Raw genomic sequence first — 17,376 nt, 5'->3', positions numbered from 1 at the left:
GAGAACATGAATATTATGGTAGGGATTTAAATGACCTCTAAAAGGGGAGCAGATGTATGGCAAAATATCTGGTGATCGTCGAATCACCTGCGAAAGCAAAAACAATTAAACGTTATTTAGGTCCGAATTATATGGTCAAAGCTTCGATGGGGCACGTGATTGACTTGCCTAAAAGTCAACTCGGTGTAGACGTTGAACACGACTTTGAACCGAAGTATATTACCATCCGTGGTAAAGGACCGGTATTGAAAGAATTGAAGACAGCAGCGAAAAAAGCGACAAAAATCTTTCTCGCGGCCGACCCCGATAGAGAAGGGGAAGCGATTGCTTGGCATTTAGCACGCGCACTCGGTGTCGATGAAACGACAGAATGTCGTGTCGTCTTTAACGAAATTACGAAAGATGCGATTAAAGAATCGTTTAAACATCCACGTAAGATCAATCACGATCTTGTCGATGCACAACAAGCCCGACGTATTTTAGATCGTCTTGTCGGATACGGGATGAGCCCATTATTATGGAAGAAAGTCAAAAAAGGATTGTCTGCAGGGCGAGTTCAATCGGTAGCCGTGAAGATGATTATCGACCGTGAACGCGAAATTAACGCGTTCGACCCGGAAGAGTATTGGACGATTAAACTTGATTTAAATCATGATGGGGAAACGTTCGAGACTTCATTTTACGGAAAAGATGGGAAGAAGATGGAATTGAAGTCTGAAGAAGACGCGCAATCTGTCCTCAATACCATTGATGATACGTTTAAAGTCATTGATGTAACGAAGAAAGAACGGAAGCGGAACGCTTCGCTACCGTTCACGACAAGTTCATTGCAGCAGGATGCTGCCCGTAAATTGAATTTCCGTGCGAAGAAGACCATGATGCTCGCGCAGCAATTATATGAAGGAATCGATCTCGGCAAAAAAGAAGGTACAGTCGGTTTGATTACGTATATGCGTACCGACTCGACACGTATCTCTGATTTGGCGAAGACGGAGGCGAAGGAATATATCGAATCGACATTCGGTGAAGAGTATGTCGCCTTACAGAAACAAAAAGAAAAGAAATCAGCGAATACCCAAGACGCGCACGAAGCGATACGTCCGACTTCGGCACTCCGCGACCCAGCTTCCTTGAAGCCATATCTGTCACGTGACCAGTTGCGACTGTATAAGTTGATTTGGGAACGATTGATTGCGAGCCAAATGGCGCCAGCTGTTCTTGATACGGTCAAAATCGACGTCGAGTCGAACGGGATGATTTTCCGTGCGAACGGGTCGACAGTCAAATTCCCTGGTTTCATGAAAGTGTATATCGAGTCGAAAGACGATGACATTGAGGACACGAACCAAGAGAAGGAAGGATTATTGCCACCTCTCGAAGTGGATGATACCGTGACGTTTGAAACGATTGAGCCGAAACAACACTTCACACAACCGCCACCTCGTTATACAGAGGCGCGACTCGTTCGAGCGATGGAAGAACTCGGGATTGGTCGTCCGTCGACGTACGCGCCGACACTCGACACGATCCAACGACGCGGTTATGTCGTTCTCGAAGAGAAGAAGTTTTTACCGACTGAACTTGGAGAACTCGTCATCGAGATGATTGATGAGTATTTCAACGACTTCATCACGGTCCAGTTCACAGCCGACATGGAGACCCTTCTTGATTCGATTGAGCATAAGGAAGTCGAGTGGACGGAAGTCGTCGCGCCGATTTATCGTTCTTTCGAGAAACGATTGAAGCGTGCTGAAGAAGAAATCGAGAAAATCGAAGTGAAGGATGAACCAGCCGGAATCGACTGTGAAGTCTGTGGTTCACCGATGGTCATCAAAATGGGACGGTACGGCAAGTTCATGGCGTGCTCGAACTTCCCGAACTGTACGAACACGAAACCGGTACAAGTCGAAATCGGTGTCCCGTGTCCGAACTGTAAGGATGGACAAATCGTGGAACGTCGCAGTAAAAAAGGTCGTCTCTTCTATGGTTGCTCGAACTATCCGGAATGTGAATTCGTCTCATGGGATAAACCGGTTGCGAAACCGTGTCCTGTATGCGACAGTTTGATGGTCGAGAAAAAAATTAAAGACGGCGTAAAATATCAATGTACGAACTGTACCCACACCGAGGTACATCAGCAAGAGGAGGATTAATGTTGCAACAACGTGTAACTGTAATCGGGGCCGGATTGGCCGGCTCCGAAGCGGCTTGGCAACTCGCTAAGCGCGGTATTCAAGTAGATTTATATGAAATGAGACCGGTTCGTCAAACACCGGCGCACCACACGGATCAATTTGCAGAACTCGTTTGTTCGAACTCGCTACGTGCGAACGGTCTTCAAAATGCCGTAGGTGTCTTGAAAGAAGAAATGCGTACGCTTGACTCGCTCATCTTAAAGGCGGCGGATACGGCAAGTGTACCTGCTGGGGGTGCCCTTGCCGTCGATCGTCATGAGTTTGCCGGATTCATCACCGAGAAGCTAAAGAACCACGAGAATGTCACAGTGCACAACGAAGAGCTCAAAGAGATTCCTGAAGGGATCGTCATCGTGGCGACTGGCCCTTTGACCTCCCCTGACCTCTCTGCATCACTCAAGGCGTTCACAGGAGAAGATTATCTCTACTTCTATGACGCGGCAGCACCAATTCTAGATGGTGATACGATTGATCGGGATAAAGTCTATTTGAAATCGCGTTACGACAAAGGTGAAGCCGCTTACTTGAACTGTCCGATGACAGAAGAAGAGTTTGACGTGTTTTACGAAGAGCTGATCAAGGCAGAAGTCGTTCCGTTAAAAGAGTTTGAAAAAGAGATTTACTTTGAAGGATGCATGCCGTTTGAAGTCATGGCCGAGCGTGGGAAAAAGACGCTTCTTTTCGGACCGATGAAGCCGGTCGGATTAGAAGACCCGAAGACAGGAAAACGTCCATATGCCGTCGTTCAACTTCGTCAAGACAACTCGGCGGGCACACTGTATAACTTGGTAGGCTTCCAAACACACCTGAAGTGGGGCGAACAGAAGCGCATCATCCGTCTCATCCCGGGACTCGAGAATGCGGACATCGTCCGTTACGGTGTCATGCACCGTAACACGTTCATCAACTCACCGAGCTTACTCAAGCCGACGTATCAGGCGCGTACACGTGACACGCTCTTCTTCGCCGGTCAGATGACAGGGGTAGAAGGATATGTGGAGTCGGCAGCGTCCGGGCTTCTAGCTGGGATCAATGCGGCGAAGATGATCGCAGGTGAAGAACTCGTCGTTCTCCCGCGTGAGACGATGCTTGGTTCGATGGCGCATTATATCACGACAGCCGACGGGAAGCACTTCCAACCGATGAATGCAAACTTCGGATTGGTGCCATCACTAGAAGACGCTCCGAAAAAGATGAAGAAACAAGAACGGTACGAGCGTTACGCGAACCGTGCGTTAGAAACGATACAACAGTATAAAAATCTTTGAACAGGAGAGCCATTTTTTGGCTCTTTTGTTTTGAAGTAAAATTTCAATTGTGTATTTTGTTTCATACTTTGAAAATTTTCAGATTATTGAACGGCTATCTATTGTCACCTTACATTCTGTATGCTATGCTAATTTCGATTTGACGAGAACATGCGTTTTTACGAGTCATCGAGGAGGCGATAAAATGGGATTTTTAGAGGATCGACAATCCTTTTTACGCTACTGCCAAATTGAACGTCGACTGTCTCCTCATACGAAACGCTCTTACGAGCAAACGCTCGACCAGTACGCCGCATATTGCCAATCGACGCATCAAGATCCCTACGATGCTCAGACGGCGCGGCGTTATTTATATGTCCTTTATGAGAAACAATTGGCCGCGTCTACGGTGTCCCAAAAAGTATCTTGTTTCAAGCAATTCGGGAAGTTTATGGCAAGAGAACAAGGTGGAGAACCGTTGTTCCACGACCTGACCTCACCGAAAAAGAGACAGTCCTTGCCGACCTTTGCCGTCCCGACGGAAGTCGAGCAACTGTTGGAGGCTGCCTCGAGGCAGGAAGATCCTTTTTTACAGGCGAGGGACGTCGCCATCGTAGAAGTGCTCTATGGGACGGGAATCCGCGTCGCTGAACTGTGTGGGATGAACCTTTCCTCGTTCGATGAGGTTTTATCCTTTGTCCATGTGATGGGAAAAGGGAAGAAAGAACGATATGTCCCGATCGGACAATATGCCGTACATGCTTTGCAGCGTTATATCGAATTACGCCAAGGTGTCGGACTCCCGACAGAAACCGCATTATTTTTGAGTCAAAAAGGGAATCGGATGACAACAGACCAAATCCGCTATGTCATGAAACGTTTGAGAAAAGACAGTGGGGTACATAAAACACTTACCCCGCACTCGTTGCGACACAGCTTTGCGACGGACTTGTTAGAACGGGGAGCGGACTTGCGTGCCGTCCAAGAGTTGCTTGGGCATGAGTCCTTGTCGACGACCGGGCGGTATACCCATGTATCGACCGAACGACTTCGGTCGATTTATCAAGCGACACATCCAAGAAAGTAGGAGGTTACGATATGTTTCATGCAACAACGATTTTTGCAGTTCGACACAATGGCCAATGTGCGATGAGTGGAGATGGCCAAGTCACATTCGGGAATGCCGTCATCATGAAAAACAAGGCGAAGAAAGTCAGACGCCTTTATGGCGGGAAAGTCGTTGCCGGTTTTGCAGGTAGCGTAGCCGATGCTTTCACATTGTTTGAAAAGTTTGAATCGAAACTTGAAATGTATAACGGTAACTTGCCGCGAGCAGCGGTAGAACTTGCGAAAGAATGGCGTGGGGATAAGATGTTGCGTCAACTCGAGGCACTATTGATTGTGATGGATGCCGATCATCTTTTGCTCGTCTCTGGGAATGGAGAAGTGATTGAGCCGGACGATGGAATTCTTGCAATCGGATCCGGTGGGAACTATGCCTTAGCGGCAGGTCGCGCACTCGTACGCCATTCTGCTGAAAAGTCTGCTGAAGAAATCGCGCGTGCCGCTCTTGAAATCGCTGGTGAGCTTTGCGTGTATACAAATGATCAAGTCATTGTAGAAACGATTGGAGGCGCTGCTGAATGAACCGAGAGTTGACACCTAGACAAATCGTAACGGAGTTAGACCGTTTTGTAATCGGACAAAAGGATGCCAAGCGAGCAGTTTCGATTGCTCTACGAAATCGCTATCGTCGTCAAAAGTTAAGTGCAGACCTTCGCGATGAGGTTACACCAAAAAATATTTTGATGATCGGACCGACCGGGGTCGGAAAGACCGAAATTGCTCGACGGTTAGCTAAGCTTGTCGGTGCACCGTTTGTGAAGGTAGAAGCAACGAAATTTACGGAAGTTGGTTACGTCGGTCGTGACGTTGAATCGATGGTACGTGATCTCGTTGAGGCATCGGTTCGTCTTGTCAAAGAAGAGAAAAAAGAAGATGTGAAGGAGCCAGCGGAACGTGCGGCGACGGAACGCCTTTTAGATGCGCTACAAGGAAAAGCAAAAGCGACACCTACTGCATCGAATCCGTTCGAAGCGTTGTTCGGCGGACAGACACAACAGCCAGAAACCACGTCGGACACATCCAATAATGACCGTTCGCAACTTCGACGCTTGCTCGAACTCGGTGAACTCGAAGAACGCGTGATTGAAGTGGAATTAGAAGAAAAGCAGACGATGGATTTGTTTCAGGGTCAAGGGATGGAAGGTTTGTCGAATCTTCAGGATATGCTCGGTCAAATCGTTCCAAAGAAACGGAAACAACGTAAGCTGACGGTTCGTGAAGCAAGACCGCTTCTCATTGCTGAAGAAGCAGAGAACTTGCTGGACTTGAACGAAGTCCACGATGAAGCCGTGCGGCGCAGTGAACAGATGGGTATCATCTTCGTGGATGAAATCGATAAGATCGCCACAAAATCACAAGATCACGCCGGAGTATCCCGTGAAGGGGTGCAGCGTGACATTCTTCCGATTGTAGAAGGATCTACGGTCGTCACGAAGTATGGACCGGTTAAAACGGATCATGTTCTTTTCATCGCGGCCGGTGCATTCCATATGGCTAAGCCGTCTGACCTGATTCCAGAGCTACAAGGACGCTTCCCAATTCGTGTTGAATTGAGCAGCTTGACGGAAGAAGACTTCGTCAAGATTTTGACAGAACCGTCACAGGCACTCATTAAACAATATACGGCCTTGTTAGAATCTGAAGAAATCACGGTCCGTTTCACGCATGAGGCCATTGAAGAAATTGCGAAAATTGCGACACATGTCAATCGGGAGACCGATGACATCGGTGCACGTCGCCTCTATACTATAATGGAGCGCGTCTTAGAAGATTTATCATTTGAAGCGGCAGATATGCCACAAACAACCGTAGAAATCACACCCGCTTACGTACAAGCAAAAGTCGGTTCCATCGCCGACGATCGTGATTTGAGCCAATATATATTATAAGATTCTGTATGCACATACAGGGAGGAAATAGAGAATATGAACTTACTAGAAAAAACACGCCAGTTAAACACAATGCTTCAACAAGAGGCAAGTGCGCACGTTGACTTTAAAGAAATGGCGGACAAAATGCGTGAAGTCCTTGAGTCCAACACATTTATCGTGAGCCGTCGGGGACGACTTCTCGGTTTTGCAATCAAACAACAGATTGAGAATGACCGGATGAAAGCATTCTTAGTCGATCGACAGTTCCCGGAGCCATATGCTTCGAACTTGTTCAATGTGAAAGAAACGACAGCGAACATCGATATCGATAGTGAATATACAGCGTTCCCAGTCGAGAACCACGATCTATTCCTCAACTCCATGACGACGATTGTTCCAATCATCGGTGGAGGAGAACGTTTAGGTACGCTCGTACTCGGTCGATTGGCGAATGAATTCACAGAAGATGACCTCGTTCTCGCGGAGTACTCTGCAACTGTAGTTGGAATGGAGATCCTTCGTGAGAAGGCTGCGGAAGCCGAAACGTCGGCACGTAAGAAAGCGGTCGTCCAGATGGCGATTAACTCGTTATCGTATTCAGAGCTTGAGGCAATCGAACATATCTTCGAAGAGCTTGGTGGAAACGAAGGATTGCTAGTTGCTTCCAAAATTGCCGACAGAGTGGGAATCACGCGTTCGGTCATCGTCAACGCACTTCGGAAATTAGAAAGTGCAGGGGTCATTGAATCACGTTCTTTAGGAATGAAAGGAACGTATATCAAGATATTAAATGACAACTTCTTGTTTGAATTACAAAAACTGAAATCAAACTGAAATACAACTTTCGATGTGTGATTTCCATTGAAAACACTTTTAAAAGGGACTTTATTCCTAAAAAACCGCTTTCCTTGATAAGGAGGCGGTTTTTTTTAGTACAAAAGTAATTATTTTCACCTTTTGACATGAATTCGACAAAAAGATATTAAGCCATTTACCTATGTTTTAAAAAATATCTTTCAGAACTGTTACAGATTTGTTTCAATGAAATAGTAGATTTTCCAAATGAGGTATATTTAGTAGTCATTATATGAAAGTGAGTGAACGCCGTGAATTGGATTGGTAGTGACTATCAATTACTAAAGCAAGCCATCAACCATTCAGTCCTTAACCAAAAGGTCATCAGTCATAACCTTTCAAACATTGATACGCCGAATTTCAAAGCCAAACAGGCTGTGTTTGAGCAGACGCTTCAGAGTGAGATGCGACTCAAGCTGCAAGGTGGTCGTCCGAGTGACTCGACCCAGTCGAAGGTCATCGATCGAGCTGGTGGCGCCATGAGGAGTGATGGCAACAACGTCGACTTGGATTATGAAATGAGTGAGCTGGCACGAAACCAACTCCAGTATGAGGCGATGATGGAGCAATTGAATCGTAGGCTCGGGGGATTAAAATCTGTTATTCGGGGAGGTCGTTAATCAATGGGAATGTTTGATAGTTTTCATATTTCAGCTTCAGCGTTGACGTCACAACGGCTACGAATGGATACCGTGTCGGCGAACATCGCCAACGCTCAGACGACTCGCGGGAGACTCGTGGACGGAGAGTGGCAACCATACACACGAAAGATGACCGTGTTGCAAGAAGCGCCATTCCGGAAGCAAATGGATGCCGTTAATGGAGGGGTGCAGGTATCTCAAATCATCGAAGACGATGCACCGTATAAATTGGCTTATAATCCGAATCATCCCGATGCGGATGAGCGGGGGTACGTACAAATGCCGAACGTCGATCTCTTGAAAGAAATGGTCGATTTAATGGGTGCGACTCGTTCGTACGAAGCAAACATTGCAGCGATGAACGCCTCGAAGGCGATGCTCGTAAAAGCGATGGAGATTGGTAAAGGATAAGGAGTGTTAACGGATGCAAATTAATCCAATTCAATTGATGAGCCCAGAACTCACGCCATCACTGAATAAAACGAACCCGTCTCAATTTGGGTCATACTTGAATGAAGCGATGAACGCATTAAATGAGACACAACAAGCGACTAGTCAAGCCCGTAAAGATTTGGCGGTCGGGAAAGCTGACCTTCATCAGGTGATGATTCAAAGTGAAGAGTCGTCGATTGCGATGCAACTTGCCATCGAGGTGAGGAACAAGGCTGTTGAGGCCTATCAAGAAATGATGCGAATGCAAGTTTAATTGTAGAGGATGACAAGTTGCGATGAATGAACAATTAAAAGAACGATTCAAATCCATGACCGGTGCATTAAAGGCGATGCCAGCGAAACGTAAACTCGTATGGGGCATCTCGATCGCGGTCATACTAATCGCGGCCCTCGTACTCACATTCTTCCTTTCAAGGCCAAACATGGCACCTCTCTATACAAACTTGTCTGCTCAAGAAGCGGGCGAAGTGACAGAGAAGTTGACAGCAGACGGGGTACAGTCGGAAATCAAGGCGACTTCGAACGGTGTGAGCGTGTATGTGCCGACTGAAATGGTCGATCAGTTGAAAGTGAGTTTGGCTGCTGCCGGGATTCCAAAGTCCGGCTCGATTGATTATAGTTTCTTCAGCGAAAACGCAGGGTTCGGAACGACAGACCGTGAGATGGCTGTCATCGAACGTAGTGCGATGCAAACGGAGCTAGAGCGACTCATCACACAGATTGAAGGAATCAATCAAGCGAAAGTAATCATCTCACTTCCTGAGAAGTCTGTCTTCTTGGCAGAAGATCAAGGTGAGCCTACCGCGTCCATCGTCTTGAACATCGGAGCGGGGACGAATTTAGAACCAAACACAGTAAAAGGTCTCTATCATTTGATTAGTAAGAGTGTCCCGAACTTGAAACCGGAAAACATTTCAATTATGGACCAATACTTCACGTATTATGATCTCGACCAGACTGTTGTTGCTGGAGGTTCCTCGTCAGATCCATTGGCGTTGAAGCGACAAGTCGAAAAAGACGTACGTCAACAAATCCAACAGATGCTCTCGGTTCTACTCGGCGAACGAAGCGTACTCGTTTCCGTCACAGCAGACATCGACACGACACAAACGGCTGAAGAACAGAATCTTGTCACGCCGGTCGATGAAGAAAACATGGAAGGCATCGTCACGTCTGCCGAGCGGATTGCTGAAGCATACACTGGCGGAACAGGTACGGCGACAGAAGCGACGGGAACTGGTGAGAACGACACAATCAACTTCCCGGCAGCGACTGGCGATGGCACAGAAGAAAGTGAAAAGAATCATGAAATCATCAATTACGAGGTCAACCGCATCACGAAGCAGATTCAAAACGCACCATATACGATTCGTGACCTCGGAGTCCAACTCATCGTTGAACCACCAGATGGCGCAACAAGTATCGATCCGCAGTTAGAAGGCGACCTCGAGACGATGATGTATTCCATTATTCGAACGTCGTTAGCGAAGACGGATGAAGCCATCACGGATGATGAACTCGAACAGAAAGTTGTCGTCGTGTCGAGACCGTTCGCTGAAGTGGAAGAAGTTGCAGCAACAGAGCAACCGACACCTTGGTGGATGTATGCGGCAGCGGCGGGTGCAGTCGTAATTCTTGCCTTGATCTTCTTCGCGATGCGTAGACGGAAGCAAGAGGTTGTGGAAGAGACGAACGAATGGGAAATTCCATATGAAGATGAAGTACCTGACCTAGACCTCGAAGAGCGAGGCGAAGGTGCAGTGAAGAAGAAACAGTTAGAAAAATTAGCTGAAAGTAATCCAGAAGAGTTTGCTAAACTGCTTCGTACTTGGATGTCTGAGGAGTGAGTAACGTGAACTATGCAAAACAATCGAATCGCGAAAAAGCAGCGATGCTCATGATTTCCCTGGGACCTGAAGTGGCAGCGAACGTCTACAAACATCTTTCAGAAGAAGAGATGGAACAACTGACGCTTCAAATTTCAGCGTTAAAAAAAGTGTCCCCGGAAGAAAAGGATAGTATTCTCGGTGAGTTCCATGAACTCGCCATGGCACAAAGTTATATCACTCAGGGCGGAATCGGGTTTGCGAAAACTGTCCTTGAAAAAGCAGTTGGTGAAGACAAGGCGATGGCATTGATTCATCGTCTGACTTCCACCTTACAGGTCAGACCGTTCGAGTTTGCACGAAAAGCAGACCCGAAACAGTTATTGAACTTTATCCAAAACGAGCACCCACAGACGATTGCGTTAATCTTAGCGCATTTAGAACCCGTCAAGTCAGGGCAAATCCTCTCGGAACTTCCACCTGAGATTCAATCGGAAGTCGCAAAACGGATTGCGACGATGGATCGACTCAATCCAGACGTCATCCATGAAGTGGAACAAATCCTTGAGAAGAACTTGTCGCAGACGGATATGCAAGATTATGCCCAATCTGGTGGAATCGAAGCGGTCGTCGAAGTCTTGAACGGTGTAGATCGGACGACCGAACGTACCATTCTCGATGCGCTCGAAATCGAAGATCCGGAACTTGCAGAAGAAATCAAAAAGCGGATGTTCGTCTTCGAAGATATCGTTACGCTCGATTCTCGTGCGATTCAACGAATCATTCGCGAAGTGGCGAACGACGACTTGTTACTTGCGCTCAAGGTCTCTTCGGAGGAAGTCAAACAAATTATCTTCAAAAACATGTCACAACGTATGGTCGAAACGTTCAAAGAAGATATGGAATTCATGGGACCGGTACGGTTGCGTGACGTCGAAGAGGCACAGAGCCGAATCGTCGGAATCATTCGTCGCCTAGAGGACGTCGGTGAGATTGTAATCAGTCGAGGTGGAGGAGATGACATCGTTGTCTAATGTGATCAAACGCCAACGTGCAACATCGAATATTCCGCAACGGATTGAATCCAAGCGCTTAGAAACACCCATTATAGAACCGAATGACGGAATCAATCATCACGATGTCATTCAGTCGCGCTATGAGAAGTTGAAGCAGGACGAAGAAGCATTTCAACAGTTTCAGTTGACCGAAGTCGAACAGTTGGAGCGGTTGAAACAACAGGTGTTCGAGGAGGCGCGTTCAGAAGGGTATCAGGAAGGTCTCCTTCAAGGTAGACAGGACGGATTGGCTGAGTTCGAGGACATCACCACACGATTAAATTCCGTTTCGAGCGAACTTGAACTCTTATTTGAAGAAAAATGGAGACAAGCGGAAGAACAACTCATTGAGTTGGCAATCTCGGTCAGTGCACATGTGACAACGGAACTTGTTCGGAAAGATGAAGAACTCTTTGCGACGATGATCCGTGATCAAATGTCACATTGGATCGATGCCGAAGCAATCACAATCTTTGTTCATCCGACACGTCTTGCCTCGATTCAGCAATTCGAAGCGATGTGGCGGACAGAAGAGACACCCCCTTTGAAATATCGTGGGGACGGATCATTGGATGAAACGGCAGTCCGAATCGAGTCGCCACATCGTGGGAATGAAGTCGATTTAACGTATAGTTTCGAACGAATTCAAGCTAAAATCGAGGAGGTTTTAGCGGATGGTGCTTATTGAGCAGGTTCTTGACTCAATCAAGCAGTCTTCGGACGGCGAGTTCACACGAAAAATCGGTCGAGTTTGCCGTGTCATCGGATTGATGATTGAGTCGAATGGGCCGAGTGCATTTGTCGGAGAACGCTGTTTGATTGTCCTTCCGTCGAATGAAACGGTTGAAGCAGAGGTTGTCGGATTCAATGAAGAGCGTGTTCTGCTCATGCCATACGGTGAAACTACGCAAATTGCGCCAGGGTGTCTTGTAAAGGGAACGGGAAAAATGCTTCAAGTTCCTGTAGGGGAAGAGTTGATTGGTCAAGTGCTCGATGGTTTAGGACGTCCACTTTCAGGTGAGCGTCTTGTGACCGGTAAGCGTTATGACGTTCAACGTAAACCTCCGAATCCTTTGAATCGACCAAGGATTTTAGATGCGCTGTCGACCGGTGTACGCATGATTGATGGACTATTGACTGTAGGAAAAGGACAACGGGTCGGTTTGTTTGCTGGTTCCGGTGTAGGGAAGTCGACCTTACTCGGGATGATTGCCAAACGATCTTCGGCAGATATTAACGTCATCGCCTTGATTGGAGAACGGGGTCGGGAAGTAAAAGAGTTCATCGAAAAAGAACTTGGACCAGAAGGCATGGCTCGTTCCGTCGTGATTGTAGCGACAAGCGACCAACCCCCGCTTGTCCGGTTGAAGGGAGCTTACACGGCGACCGCGATTGCCGAGTACTTCCGGGACCAAGGGAAAGAAGTGGTCTTGATGATGGACTCGGTGACACGATTTGCGATGGCGCAGCGTGAGATCGGTCTCGCGACGGGCGAACCTCCGACATCGAAAGGATACACCCCGTCCGTATTCGCCATGCTACCTCAACTATTAGAGCGAAGCGGAACAGCAGCAACCGGGTCGATCACTGCGTTCTATACGGTCCTCGTCGACGGAGATGATATGAATGAACCGATTGCCGATGCGGTGCGTGGGATTTTAGACGGACACTTCGTCATGGACCGTGCGCTCGCAAACCGCGGGCAGTTTCCCGCCATTCATGTACTGAAATCAATCAGTCGAGTCATGAACCAAATTGCTTCTCCGGAACATAAAGAGGCGGCCCAAACGTTCCGCAGCTGGCTCGCGACCTATATTGACGCGGAAGATTTAATCAATATCGGAGCGTATAAAAAAGGCACCAATCCTTCAATTGATACCGCTGTGGAGAAATATCCATACTTGTTGACGTTTTTGAAACAATCGATCGAAGAAGATGCTGCTTTCGAACAGACGATGACCCACTTGTCACATATTGCACGAGGTGAATCATGAATAGACTCATATTAGAACGAATCATGCCGATTGCGGAACATGAAAAAGAAGATGCCGCCATAGAAGTCAGAGGATTTAAGGCAAGACTTGAGACAGAGATGGAGAAGCTATATGACCTTCTTCTCATGTATGAGTCGCTCATCAAACACCAAGACGAACAATCTGGAAACATCGACCTTCTCATGTCGCAGTATCGAGAAAAGACGCGAGAGCAAGTGAAACGTCAAATCGAAACGCAACAGCTCGTCGTACAACAGGCCCGCAATCGCTATCATGCGTCGCAAGAACGATTGCTCGGTAAAGTGGTGGAAGAAAAGAAATACGTGACGCTCCATGAAAAGGTCAGCATGCAAGAGATGACGGTAGCTAAACTTACAGAGCAACAAATGATGGATGAACTTGCTGTGATTCATCATGGGAAAGGGAAGTAGCATGGCAAAAGAGAACAATAAACGAGGCAAGCAAATGATTGTGGCGTTGGTCCTCATTCCAGCAATCTTCATCTTAGTCGGTGGGATTGTCGTCATGAACTATGCGATGGACCGTCCGCTCTTATCCGTTCCCTTATTAGAAGTGAACGAGGACGAGAAAACGGAAGAATCAAAAAAAACGGAGACGCAGGTGAATGTGACGGGAATCGATTCGGACGCAGCGAACCGATTAAAAGCGGCGAACAGTGAGATTGAAAAACTTCGCAACGAAAATGTTGAATTGACGAACGAAGTAAAGTCTAGACAAGAAGAAATCACCGATTTGATTCGTGAACGAGATCGACTCGTCTCGGAACTAGAGGCAGCGTCAAAAGAAGAGGAGACCTCGTCTGATGTCGCCAGCGTTTATGAAGAAATGTCAGCCAAACAGGCGGCAGCTATTATGGGTGAACTCGAAAGCCCTCAAGTTGCAGAACTGTTGAAGGAGCTATCACCTAAGCAACAGGCAGACATCTTAGGACGAATGAATGCGCAACAGGCTGCGGTTGTGACGCAGCTTCTCCAATGAACACAAGAAGGGAGGGCCAACATTGAATATCGCTTTATTGACGCAAGCCATTCAAGGATCGATGGCTCGTACTGGAGCAGTGGAGGGAGAATCACAGGGAGCAGGTGGATTTTTAAGCCTCCTTTCTGCGATGCTTGCCCCAATGCAAGGCTCAGGGGAGCAGGCAGAACTTCCTCAACTTGAAGAAGGTGTGCTTCCTGAAGGATCAGTCGATTTGGAAAAAGTGGCACAGGAACTCGAAACATGGTTTCAAAAGCCTGATACATTGAAGTGGCTAAAATCACTGCCACAAGATGCGTATCGGACGTTTATGGATGCATATGTAAGTTTACTCGGTCAATTGTCTAATCCTTCGCCTGAGACTGAAATCCCGTCTTCGGTTTTACCGGCGATTGTACAGACGACGACTACGCCGAAAGTCCATACTACGAAGCAAACAGAGGGAAATGCTCAGACGACCAACATTGCACTAACTCAACAAGTTCCAAACCAAGAACTTGCCAAACAGGTTCAAACGATGCAACGGATCATCACACAATATAAAGGACCAATCGAAGGTACATTGAAAGAAGTTCCCGTCTTGTCAAATGTTGAAACCGTAAAAATCGCAAAACCTGCGCTACAGCCAAATAACGTAGACTGGATGCCGAAAGGGATGAACTGGTCAAGACCACAGATTGACGTGGACACGGTCATGTATGCTTCGAAAGGATCCCTTCCTGAGAATTTACAAGCTCGGATTGAAGCGGCTTTGCAAAAGGCACCGTTCAAAAGTGGGGCAGATGGTTCAAAAGTATTCACCGTACGATTGTATCCGGAGCAGTTAGGGGAACTCGTCGTCAAGCTAGAGCGGAAGAATGGAGAACTTGTCGTCAAGATGTTTGCCAGCAATCAAGAGGCGAAACAACTGATTCAATCGCAAGTTCAACAGTTGCAACAAACGTTGACACCCCATTCGCAAAACGTTCGGGTCGAGGTCAACTTGACACAGCAAGCGCTCGATTCAAAAGCAGCCTTGTCAGACGGTTCCGAGCAACCGGAACAAGAACAACCACAAGAACAGCCTAAAGGAGGGTCTGAAGATGACGAGCATCCAACCGAAGACGAATGATTTTACATTGCCAGACCAGTCGCTCCCAAAAGCGACGAATCAATATGATAAAGACATGTTCATGAAGTTACTGCTCGCTCAAATCGCGAACCAGGACCCGATGTCGCCGATGGAGGATAAAGAGTTCATCGCACAGATGGCGCAGTTCTCGTCTCTCGAGCAAATGCAAGCCATCTCAAAACAACTCGACTCGGTTCTCGTCGACCGTCACATGTCGTCGATTTCTGAATACAGTAGCATGATTGGGAAAACAATCAACTTTACAACCGAAACGAGTGAAGAGACGACGAAAGGCACAGGTCGTGTCGTTTCCATTTCTCGTAACGACTTAACCGGATATATGGCCGATCTTGAAGACGGCACATCCGTCAGCGTGTACGATATCACATCGATCAAATAAGCATAGGAGGAATGCATTATGTTAAGAGCAATGTACTCAGGAATCAGTGGATTGAAGAACTTCCAATCGAAGCTAGACGTCGTCGGGAACAACATCGCCAACGTCAATACGTTTGGTTATAAAAAAGGGCGCGTTACCTTTAAAGATCTCGTTAGCCAGCAAGTCGGAAGTGCGTCGGCTGGGAATGCGACAACAGGTGGTATTAACCCGAAGGAAGTCGGTCTCGGGGGCACCATGGCGACGGTCGATAACGTATATAACCAAGGCGCAATGCAAAATACAGGGCGTGCGCTTGATGTCGGGATTTCAGGTGAAGGATTCTATGCGACGATGGTCAATGGTCAAATCCAATACACTCGAGCAGGGAACTTCTATACGGACAATCAAGGAAACTTGGTGACGGGCGACGGTACGTACCTCATTGGATCACGGACTAGTACTTTGCCAGCATCTGGAACTCCAGGAGTGGCTGCGACTCCAGTTGCAGGGGACTTCACTGGACCAGGAGCAGATTTGGCATTCTATGCAGCGGATGATACTACTGCAAAAGCACCTGAGTATGGACGAATTAAAATCCCAACAGATGCTCGTTCACTTTCAATCAGTAAAGACGGACAAGTTAGTTTTGTTGATGGTGCGGGTGAATTACAAATCGCTGGGTATATCGTGACGTCGAATTTCTCGAACAACGCCGGTTTATCAAAAGTCGGTGCCAACAACTTCGTACAATCGCAAAACTCCGGTGCTCCACAGTTTGGCGTACCTGGTTCTGACGGTCGTGGTGAACTTGTCTCAGGCGCACTCGAAATGTCAAACGTTGACCTTTCAGAAGAGTTCACAGAAATGATCGTGGCACAGCGTGGATTCCAGGCGAACACACGCATTATCACAACATCGGACGAGATCCTTCAAGAGCTCGTCAACTTGAAACGCTGATGATTCGCGTCACGGCATTTCGCGGTGAGGAGTTCGTGCTGAACGCTTTGCTCATCGAAACGGTGAAGGCAGAGCCCGACACGATCATCCAATTGTTTAATGGCAAAACATATCTCGTAAAAGAAACGAAAGATCAAATCATTGAACGAACTGAAGCCTTTTACCGCTCAATCGGTTTAGTCGGAACGATGTTCACAAGAGGTGAAGAAGATGAGTGAAGAAGAAAAGAAAAAAGGTGGCGGCCTAAAAGTCGTAATCATCCTGCTTGTCGTCCTGCTCGTCATGGGCGGTGCCGGATTCATGACTTACAAATATGTCTTTGGTGATAACGTCACTGCTAAAACGAAACCTGTCACAGCTGAAGAGTTGGCAGAACGGAGTTTCATGACTGATGACATGACGACCAACATTCAAGACGAGCGTTTCATCAACGTTCAATTTACGATTGTCACAGATTCGGCTGAAACGAAAGAGAATTTAGAACTACGCAAGTTCCAAGTTCACAACGTCATTTTGGGTGATTTATCCGGGATGACGAAAGCCCAATTGGCAACAAAAGAAGATATGCAAAAGTTCGAACAAACATTACGAGAACAACTTAACGGACTGCTTGAAGAAGGTGAAGTCCAACGCGTCTATATGACGAAGAAAATTATTCAGTGAGGTGG

At 47.2% G+C, this 17,376-nt stretch carries 20 protein-coding genes; all 20 read left to right on the top strand.

Annotated features, from left to right (window positions below):
- The first annotated feature begins 56 nt into the window (after positions 1 to 56).
- Positions 57 to 2,153: a type I DNA topoisomerase gene (gene topA / locus KNO69_RS08090; protein WP_214817297.1), complete on the top strand. Its 2,097-nt coding sequence runs from the start codon at positions 57 to 59 to the stop codon at positions 2,151 to 2,153.
- Complete coding sequence (trmFO, locus tag KNO69_RS08085) at positions 2,153 to 3,463, top strand: FADH(2)-oxidizing methylenetetrahydrofolate--tRNA-(uracil(54)-C(5))-methyltransferase TrmFO (RefSeq protein WP_214817295.1); 1,311 nt, start codon at positions 2,153 to 2,155, stop codon at positions 3,461 to 3,463. The genes topA and trmFO overlap by 1 nt, the downstream gene beginning before the upstream one ends.
- 184 nt (positions 3,464 to 3,647) lie before the next feature.
- Positions 3,648 to 4,529 (top strand): tyrosine-type recombinase/integrase, encoded by an 882-nt coding sequence (locus KNO69_RS08080; protein WP_214817293.1) that lies wholly within the window; start codon positions 3,648 to 3,650, stop codon positions 4,527 to 4,529.
- Between the two features lie 11 nt (positions 4,530 to 4,540).
- The gene (hslV, locus tag KNO69_RS08075) at positions 4,541 to 5,089 is read left to right on the top strand and encodes an ATP-dependent protease subunit HslV (protein WP_078146697.1); all 549 of its coding nucleotides are present in this window, start codon (positions 4,541 to 4,543) and stop codon (positions 5,087 to 5,089) included.
- Complete coding sequence (hslU, locus tag KNO69_RS08070; protein ID WP_074037255.1) at positions 5,086 to 6,456, top strand: ATP-dependent protease ATPase subunit HslU; 1,371 nt, start codon at positions 5,086 to 5,088, stop codon at positions 6,454 to 6,456. Before hslV ends, hslU begins: the two co-directional genes overlap by 4 nt.
- Before the next feature lie 36 nt (positions 6,457 to 6,492).
- Positions 6,493 to 7,272: a GTP-sensing pleiotropic transcriptional regulator CodY gene (gene codY, locus KNO69_RS08065; RefSeq protein WP_074037253.1), complete on the top strand. Its 780-nt coding sequence runs from the start codon at positions 6,493 to 6,495 to the stop codon at positions 7,270 to 7,272.
- Between the two features lie 272 nt (positions 7,273 to 7,544).
- Positions 7,545 to 7,913 carry a flagellar basal body rod protein FlgB gene (flgB, locus tag KNO69_RS08060; RefSeq protein ID WP_074037939.1) on the top strand — a complete coding sequence of 123 codons (369 nt, stop codon included), beginning with the start codon at positions 7,545 to 7,547 and terminating at the stop codon, positions 7,911 to 7,913.
- A 3-nt stretch (positions 7,914 to 7,916) separates the two neighbouring features.
- Positions 7,917 to 8,345 (top strand): flagellar basal body rod protein FlgC, encoded by a 429-nt coding sequence (gene flgC, locus KNO69_RS08055; RefSeq protein WP_074037252.1) that lies wholly within the window; start codon positions 7,917 to 7,919, stop codon positions 8,343 to 8,345.
- Between the two features lie 13 nt (positions 8,346 to 8,358).
- A complete protein-coding gene (fliE, locus tag KNO69_RS08050; protein ID WP_074037250.1) occupies positions 8,359 to 8,640 on the top strand; it encodes a flagellar hook-basal body complex protein FliE in 282 nt (93 codons plus the stop codon).
- A 22-nt stretch (positions 8,641 to 8,662) separates the two neighbouring features.
- A complete protein-coding gene (fliF, locus tag KNO69_RS08045; RefSeq protein ID WP_214817291.1) occupies positions 8,663 to 10,234 on the top strand; it encodes a flagellar basal-body MS-ring/collar protein FliF in 1,572 nt (523 codons plus the stop codon).
- A gap of 5 nt (positions 10,235 to 10,239) precedes the next feature.
- On the top strand, positions 10,240 to 11,247 hold the full coding sequence (fliG, locus tag KNO69_RS08040; protein WP_026826250.1) for a flagellar motor switch protein FliG: 1,008 nt from the start codon (positions 10,240 to 10,242) through the stop codon (positions 11,245 to 11,247).
- Positions 11,231 to 11,956, top strand: coding sequence for a FliH/SctL family protein (locus KNO69_RS08035; RefSeq protein ID WP_214817289.1), 726 nt, complete (start codon positions 11,231 to 11,233; stop codon positions 11,954 to 11,956). The genes fliG and KNO69_RS08035 overlap by 17 nt, the downstream gene beginning before the upstream one ends.
- Positions 11,943 to 13,262, top strand: a complete 1,320-nt coding sequence (gene fliI, locus KNO69_RS08030; protein ID WP_214817287.1) for a flagellar protein export ATPase FliI — start codon at positions 11,943 to 11,945, stop codon at positions 13,260 to 13,262. Before KNO69_RS08035 ends, fliI begins: the two co-directional genes overlap by 14 nt.
- A complete protein-coding gene (locus KNO69_RS08025; RefSeq protein ID WP_159562090.1) occupies positions 13,259 to 13,693 on the top strand; it encodes a flagellar FliJ family protein in 435 nt (144 codons plus the stop codon). Before fliI ends, KNO69_RS08025 begins: the two co-directional genes overlap by 4 nt.
- A 1-nt stretch (position 13,694) precedes the next feature.
- Positions 13,695 to 14,261 (top strand): MotE family protein, encoded by a 567-nt coding sequence (locus tag KNO69_RS08020; RefSeq protein ID WP_214817285.1) that lies wholly within the window; start codon positions 13,695 to 13,697, stop codon positions 14,259 to 14,261.
- A 22-nt stretch (positions 14,262 to 14,283) separates the two neighbouring features.
- Positions 14,284 to 15,372, top strand: coding sequence for a flagellar hook-length control protein FliK (locus KNO69_RS08015; protein ID WP_214817283.1), 1,089 nt, complete (start codon positions 14,284 to 14,286; stop codon positions 15,370 to 15,372).
- Positions 15,344 to 15,772 (top strand): flagellar hook capping FlgD N-terminal domain-containing protein, encoded by a 429-nt coding sequence (locus KNO69_RS08010; RefSeq protein ID WP_214817280.1) that lies wholly within the window; start codon positions 15,344 to 15,346, stop codon positions 15,770 to 15,772. The genes KNO69_RS08015 and KNO69_RS08010 overlap by 29 nt, the downstream gene beginning before the upstream one ends.
- A gap of 18 nt (positions 15,773 to 15,790) precedes the next feature.
- Positions 15,791 to 16,708: a flagellar basal body rod protein FlgG gene (gene flgG / locus KNO69_RS08005; protein WP_074037241.1), complete on the top strand. Its 918-nt coding sequence runs from the start codon at positions 15,791 to 15,793 to the stop codon at positions 16,706 to 16,708.
- The gene (locus KNO69_RS08000; protein WP_031421671.1) at positions 16,708 to 16,926 is read left to right on the top strand and encodes a flagellar FlbD family protein; all 219 of its coding nucleotides are present in this window, start codon (positions 16,708 to 16,710) and stop codon (positions 16,924 to 16,926) included. The genes flgG and KNO69_RS08000 overlap by 1 nt, the downstream gene beginning before the upstream one ends.
- Positions 16,919 to 17,371: a flagellar basal body-associated FliL family protein gene (locus tag KNO69_RS07995; protein ID WP_015881397.1), complete on the top strand. Its 453-nt coding sequence runs from the start codon at positions 16,919 to 16,921 to the stop codon at positions 17,369 to 17,371. Before KNO69_RS08000 ends, KNO69_RS07995 begins: the two co-directional genes overlap by 8 nt.
- The last annotated feature ends 5 nt before the right edge of the window (positions 17,372 to 17,376 follow it).

It is taken from the genome of Exiguobacterium sp. s131 (assembly GCF_018617345.1).
In the GTDB taxonomy this organism is placed as follows: Bacteria; Bacillota; Bacilli; order Exiguobacteriales; family Exiguobacteriaceae; genus Exiguobacterium; species Exiguobacterium profundum.
This window is presented reverse-complemented; position numbering and strand designations above follow the sequence as displayed.

Excerpts from the sequence above, each read along its gene's own strand:
- topA (WP_214817297.1), top strand. The coding sequence starts at position 57 with ATGGCAAAATATCTGGTGATCGTCGAATCACCTGCGAAAGCAAAAACA.
- trmFO (WP_214817295.1), top strand. The coding sequence starts at position 2,153 with ATGTTGCAACAACGTGTAACTGTAATCGGGGCCGGATTGGCCGGCTCC.
- KNO69_RS08080 (WP_214817293.1), top strand. The coding sequence starts at position 3,648 with ATGGGATTTTTAGAGGATCGACAATCCTTTTTACGCTACTGCCAAATT.
- hslV (WP_078146697.1), top strand. The coding sequence starts at position 4,541 with ATGTTTCATGCAACAACGATTTTTGCAGTTCGACACAATGGCCAATGT.
- hslU (WP_074037255.1), top strand. The coding sequence starts at position 5,086 with ATGAACCGAGAGTTGACACCTAGACAAATCGTAACGGAGTTAGACCGT.
- codY (WP_074037253.1), top strand. The coding sequence starts at position 6,493 with ATGAACTTACTAGAAAAAACACGCCAGTTAAACACAATGCTTCAACAA.
- flgC (WP_074037252.1), top strand. The coding sequence starts at position 7,917 with ATGGGAATGTTTGATAGTTTTCATATTTCAGCTTCAGCGTTGACGTCA.
- fliE (WP_074037250.1), top strand. The coding sequence starts at position 8,359 with ATGCAAATTAATCCAATTCAATTGATGAGCCCAGAACTCACGCCATCA.
- fliF (WP_214817291.1), top strand. The coding sequence starts at position 8,663 with ATGAATGAACAATTAAAAGAACGATTCAAATCCATGACCGGTGCATTA.
- KNO69_RS08035 (WP_214817289.1), top strand. The coding sequence starts at position 11,231 with ATGACATCGTTGTCTAATGTGATCAAACGCCAACGTGCAACATCGAAT.
- fliI (WP_214817287.1), top strand. The coding sequence starts at position 11,943 with ATGGTGCTTATTGAGCAGGTTCTTGACTCAATCAAGCAGTCTTCGGAC.
- KNO69_RS08025 (WP_159562090.1), top strand. The coding sequence starts at position 13,259 with ATGAATAGACTCATATTAGAACGAATCATGCCGATTGCGGAACATGAA.
- KNO69_RS08020 (WP_214817285.1), top strand. The coding sequence starts at position 13,695 with ATGGCAAAAGAGAACAATAAACGAGGCAAGCAAATGATTGTGGCGTTG.
- KNO69_RS08010 (WP_214817280.1), top strand. The coding sequence starts at position 15,344 with ATGACGAGCATCCAACCGAAGACGAATGATTTTACATTGCCAGACCAG.
- flgG (WP_074037241.1), top strand. The coding sequence starts at position 15,791 with ATGTTAAGAGCAATGTACTCAGGAATCAGTGGATTGAAGAACTTCCAA.
- KNO69_RS08000 (WP_031421671.1), top strand. The coding sequence starts at position 16,708 with ATGATTCGCGTCACGGCATTTCGCGGTGAGGAGTTCGTGCTGAACGCT.
- KNO69_RS07995 (WP_015881397.1), top strand. The coding sequence starts at position 16,919 with ATGAGTGAAGAAGAAAAGAAAAAAGGTGGCGGCCTAAAAGTCGTAATC.